Here is a 5,081-nt window from a genome sequence, read left to right as displayed (position 1 = left end):
TGGCCGTGCAGGGGCAGACCGCGGGCTTCCATCGCGAGTGGGGGCTGTTCCTGCTGGACCACGGCGGCGACGTGGCGATGGTGACGGAGCGCGCCCGGGCCGAGCTGGCCGAGCGCCGCGACGTGTACGGGCACGACCTGATGGCGTGGGCGCTGTTCCGCGCGGGCCGCCACGGCGAGGCGCGGGTGCAGATGAAGCAGGCGCTGCGGCTGGGCACGCGCGATCCCCTGCTCTTCTTTCACGCGGGGATGATCGAGCGCGCCGCGGGCGACGACGAGGCCGGGCGCGGGCACCTGCGCCAGGCGCTGGAGCTGAACCCGCGCTTCCATCCGCGCCACGCGGCCACCGCGCGCGCCGTGCTCCGTTCCATTCCGGGCGGCGGACGCCTGCGCCTGCCCTGGTGAAAGGGACGTTGAGATGAGCGACTTCCTGGCCTTTGCGCAGCTCGGGTTCCGGCACATCACCGACCCCAACGGGCTGGACCACGTGCTGTTCCTGCTGGTGCTGGCGGCCATCTACCGCCCCGCGGACTGGCGCCCGGCGCTGTGGGTGGTGACGGCCTTCACCGTGGGCCACTCCGTCACGCTGGCGCTGGCCCTCACCGGGCTGCTGGCGCTGCCCACGCCGCTGATCGAGTTCCTGATCCCCGTCACCATCGTGGCGACGGCCATCGAGAACCTGGTGCAGCGGGACCGGCAGGACGGCTGGTGGATGCGCGCCCGGCCCGTCTTTGCGGGGATCTTCGGCCTGGTGCACGGCGCGGGGTTCGCCAACTACCTGCGCAGCCTGTTCGTGGACGACCTGGCGGTGCCGCTGGTGGGCTTCAACGTGGGGCTGGAGCTCGGCCAGGTGCTGGTGCTGGCGGGCGCATTTGCCGCGTTCGCCGCGCTCGACCGCCTGATCGGGCTGGTGAAGCTTCCCGCCCGCGCGCCGGCCCCGGTGCGGCTTCGCGTGATCGCCGTCTCGTCCGCGGTGGCCGTGGTGGCCTGCGCCTGGGCGGTGGAGCGCAGCCCGTGGTAACCCGCCGCTGGCTCTGCCTGCTCCTCGTCGGGGCGACGGCGCTCGTGGCGGGCGCGGCTCGGCCCGTGGCCCATCCGCTTCATACCACGCTGACGGAGCTGAAGGCCGGCACTGACGGCGCCGTGCAGGTGCAGATGCGCGTCTTCGCCGACGACTACGGGCGCGCGGTGGCCACGGCGCGGGGCACCACGCCCAACGAGCGCGAACGCGTGTACGTGGGTTCGGCGTTCGTGCTGCGCGAGCGGAACGGGCGCGCGGTGCGCTTTACGTGGTGCGGAACCCGGTACCAGGGCGAGGTGGTGTGGGTGTGCCTGCGCGGCGCCGCGGCCAGCGGGGTGCGCGGCGGGCAGGTGCGCAACGCCATGCTCTTCGACCTGTACCAGGACCAGGTGAACGTGGTGCGGGCGCAGTATGCCGGGCGCGCGCGCAGCCTTCTCTTTACCCCCGGCGACGGCGCGCGGCCTCTGCCGTAAGTGCTGTCCGGGGCGGGTGGGACCGAGTTCGGCGGGGCGGCCGCCTATAAAACCGACGCTACCCCCGTAGATGGAGTCTCCGGGCACGGGTGATGGCGCGCCGTCCCGACCACCCACCGGTGATCCAAGTAAACCCCGGCAGCTCCGGCTTTCGCGCCACTGGCAGTTTTGAGAACTGATGGTCTCACGCAGAGGGCGCAGAGAAAACAGAGAGGACGCAGAGGGCCCGTGGCTTCCCTCTGCGTCCTCTCCGTTCCCTCTGCGGCCTCTGCGTGAAACGTTCTTCTTAGTCGATGCGCTCGAGCAGGGCCACGGGAAAATTCGCGAACACGTCTTCGATGGCCAGCGATCCATCCACCCCCGACAGCTCCTCGCCCGTGAGCACGTTGCGGTAGCGGCCGGCCAGGTGCGCGGGCAGCGTCAGGCGCGTCCCCGCGAAGTCACCCGCCTCCGGCAGCGCGAAGCCGCGATCGCGCGTAAGCTTCGCCACCAGGCGCGGCACCACGGCGATCACCGCCGCGCCCTGCGCCGACCGCGCGAAGGCGACCACGTGCTCGGCCCGCTCTCCCTCCGACTCAAGAGGCACGTACTCGCCCGTGCCGAACACCGCGGGATAGGCGGACCGCAGCCGCAGCCCGGACTGCACGACGTGAAGCTTGATCCGCCCGTCGTGCCAGTTCTCGACGAGATCCCGCGCCGCCGCCACGCCGTCGCCATCCTCGGCGCGGCGCTTCAGGTCGTCCATCAGCCGGCCGCGCAGGTCGAAGTCCACCGGGCGGCGATTGTCCGGATCCACGAGCGAAAAGTCCCAGATCTCCTGCCCCTGGTAGATGTCGGGCACACCGGGTGAGGCCAGCTTCACCAGCGTCTGCGCCAGCGAGTTCACCATCCCCAGCCGTGATACGAGGGGATGGAACTCCGCCAGGCTCTCCACGAACGCGTTCTCGCCGGGACGAAGCACGTCGGCCACGAAGTCGCGCAGCCCCTGGTCGTACGCCTCGGACGGGTTGATCCAGCTGGTGTGCATCTTGGCCTCGCGCGTGGCCTTTTCCATGTACGCCTGCACGCGGCCGATGAAGTCCTGCCGGGCCTGGTCGCTGGTGTCCTCGAACGGCCAGGCGCCCACGATGGTCTGGTACAGCAGGTACTCGTCGTTGGCGTGCGGAATGGGCCGCCGCTCCGTCCCCCGCTTGAAGCGCGCGTTCTCCCCCGCCCAGATGTTCACCCGGTCCGACCACAGCACCGGGATCTCGGAAAGCACGTTGATGCGGGCGCGCACGTCCTCGCTGCGCTTGGTGTCGTGCGTGCTGCTGGCCGACATGGCGTGCGGCCAGCGCTCCGCGCGCTCCAGGTTGAAGGCGTGGAACTCGTCGGGGGTGATGCCGAAGCGGTCGGGCTCGCCGCCCACCTCGTTCAGCGAGATCAGCCGGTTGAAGACGTAGAAGGTGGTGTCTTCCACACCCTTGGCCATCACCGGACCCGTCAGCTGCTGCACCTTCATCACGAATCGCGCGTGCTGCTGACGCGCCTCCTCGTCCAGCGAATCGGGCCACTCCAGCAGCAGCGTGTCGCGCACGAAATCGAAGAGCGAGCTGGGCATGTTGTGGTTGCGCTCGCGCGCCAGCTCCACCGCCTGCGTCACGTAGCCCCGGTCGCGCTCCGTGATCTTTCCCGCGAAAGCGTCGATGTAGGTGCGGTAGACGGGAAAGCAGGCGATCACCTCGCGCAGCGCGTCACGAAGGCTGCCCCAGGTGAAGTCGCGGTAGCAGCGGTTCTGCTCGCTGATGCGGTCCAGCATGGTCGTCAGCACGGTGAGCTCGCTGACGAGCGAGGTGCGCAGGATCAGCAGCTTCTTCTGGTAGACCAGGTCCTCGAAGTCCGTTCGCTGGCCCGTGAACGTACGGTAGATGGCATCCAGCGCCGCCTCGTTCTCCGCGTCCACGAACAGGCCGTTGACGCGGTTCATGTACTCGTAGCCCACCGTTCCCGCCACCGGCCACTCCTCCGGAAGCGTCTCGTCACCGGTGAGGATCTTTTCCACCAGCACGTAGAAGCGCTCCTTCGCATCCAGCCCCACGCACTCGCGCTGCAGGTCGCGCAGGTAGCCCTGCGGATCGAAGAGGCCGTCGGGGTGGTCGATGCGCAGCCCCGTCACCTGCCCCTCGCGCACCATGCGCAGGATCAGCTCGTGGCTGTCGTGGAAGACGGCGGCGAGCTCCGTGCGCAGCCCCGCCAGGTCGTTCACGTCGAAGAAGCGCCGGTAGTTGATCTCCTCGGCCGCCACCCGCCAGAAAGCGAGCCGGTACGCCTGGTCGTTCAGCAGCGCGGCCAGGCGGTCGAACGAGTGCGGCTCGCCCGGCGTGCCGTTGAACTCGGCGACGGCGGCGTCCAGCGCCTCGCGAACCGCGTCGGAGATACCATAGAGCACGTCCAGCCGCCGACGGGTGACCACGCGCTCCCGGTCGCGCTCGGTGACGCTTTCCGGGTCGGTGCTGGCGCGCGGCGGCAGGTGGCGCAGGGCCGTGAGAATGCTTTCCAGCTCCATGCGGTCCGGGTGGTCGGCAGCCAGCCCTGTCTTCTCCATCGCCAGCTGCAGCACGGGCGCGGTGGCGCCGGGGGCCACGGGAAGCACGGTCTCGTAGTACTCCACCCGGAACTGGCCGTCCTCGTACACCAGCTTCAGCTCGCCCGCCTCCAGCACGCAGCCGAACTGGTCGCCCAGCACGGGAAGCAGCACCTTGCCGTGCAGCTCGGGGTTCAGCGGCTCCCAGTCGATGTCGAAGTAGCGGGCGTAGGGCGAGGCGGGGCCGTTCTCCAGCACGCTCATCCACCACGGGTTGCGGTGGCCGCGCACGCCCATGGCCACGCCCATGTGGTTGGGCACGATGTCGAGCAGGTGGCCCATGTTCTGCTCACGCAGCGCCGCCGTCATGCGCGCGTGGTCGTGCTCCGTGCCGATCTCGCGGTTCAGCGTGCGGTGGTCCACGATGTCGTAGCCGTGCATGCTGCCGGGGCGGGCCTGCAGGTACGGCGACGCGTACAGGTCGCTGATGCCCAGCTCGGCCAGGTACGGAACGATGTCGGCGGCCTGCCGGAAGGTGAACCCGGCGTGCAGCTGCAGGCGATAGGTAGACGAGGGAACGCGGGTGGGCGCTCCCGGGGTGGTATCGGGCTGGTTCACGGTCTGCCTTCTGGATTTCGGTGCTCGTCGCAGCCGGCGGATGCGGCGCGGGCCGGCGCGCGGCGAGGCAAGATCCGGGCGAACGCGGGCCCAGCGGTGCCCCCTCCCCCGGCCCCTCCCCCGCAAACTGCGCGGGAGAGGGGGGAACTTCGGGCGGGGTTCGACTGGCTGCCTCGCATGCTGCGGGAGCCCCCTCCCCCCGGCCCCCGTCCCCCGCTGCGCAGGGGAGGGGGAGACCTGAACCGCGCTTCGGCCGGCCTCATGCATTCGACTGGCTCCCTTCCCCCGCGCAGTGTGCGGGGGAAGGGTTGGGATGGGGGGCGCCGGCCCGAGCACCGGGCCCCCCCTGGACGCACCACATTCTGAAGTGTACCCCCTCTCCCACGCTGTTTGTGGGAGAGGGTGGA

4 protein-coding genes are annotated in these 5,081 nt (G+C 70.2%); 3 read left to right on the top strand and 1 reads right to left on the bottom strand.

Going from position 1 to position 5,081, the window contains the following annotated elements; translation table 11 throughout:
• From VIB55_RS19910 to VIB55_RS19900, 3 genes are all read left to right on the top strand, one after another.
• A partial coding sequence (locus VIB55_RS19910; RefSeq protein ID WP_331878419.1) for a tetratricopeptide repeat protein occupies nucleotides 1-404 on the top strand: 404 nt, incomplete at its 5' end.
• Between the two features lie 13 nt (nucleotides 405-417).
• Nucleotides 418-1,020 carry a HupE/UreJ family protein gene (locus VIB55_RS19905; RefSeq protein WP_331878418.1) on the top strand — a complete coding sequence of 201 codons (603 nt, stop codon included), beginning with the start codon at nucleotides 418-420 and terminating at the stop codon, nucleotides 1,018-1,020.
• Nucleotides 1,014-1,493, top strand: coding sequence for a DUF6702 family protein (locus tag VIB55_RS19900; RefSeq protein ID WP_331878417.1), 480 nt, complete (start codon nucleotides 1,014-1,016; stop codon nucleotides 1,491-1,493). The genes VIB55_RS19905 and VIB55_RS19900 overlap by 7 nt, the downstream gene beginning before the upstream one ends.
• Before the next feature lie 286 nt (nucleotides 1,494-1,779).
• Here the strand turns inward: VIB55_RS19900 and treY are convergent, their stop codons facing one another.
• A complete protein-coding gene (treY, locus tag VIB55_RS19895) occupies nucleotides 1,780-4,674 on the bottom strand; it encodes a malto-oligosyltrehalose synthase (protein ID WP_331878416.1) in 2,895 nt (964 codons plus the stop codon).
• Nucleotides 4,675-5,081: the final 407 nt, after the last annotated feature.

The sequence above is a fragment of the Longimicrobium sp. genome (assembly GCF_036554565.1).
Taxonomy (GTDB): Bacteria; Gemmatimonadota; Gemmatimonadetes; order Longimicrobiales; family Longimicrobiaceae; genus Longimicrobium.
The sequence above is the reverse complement of the archived record's forward strand: the minus strand, read 5'-3'. Positions and strand labels throughout refer to the sequence as shown.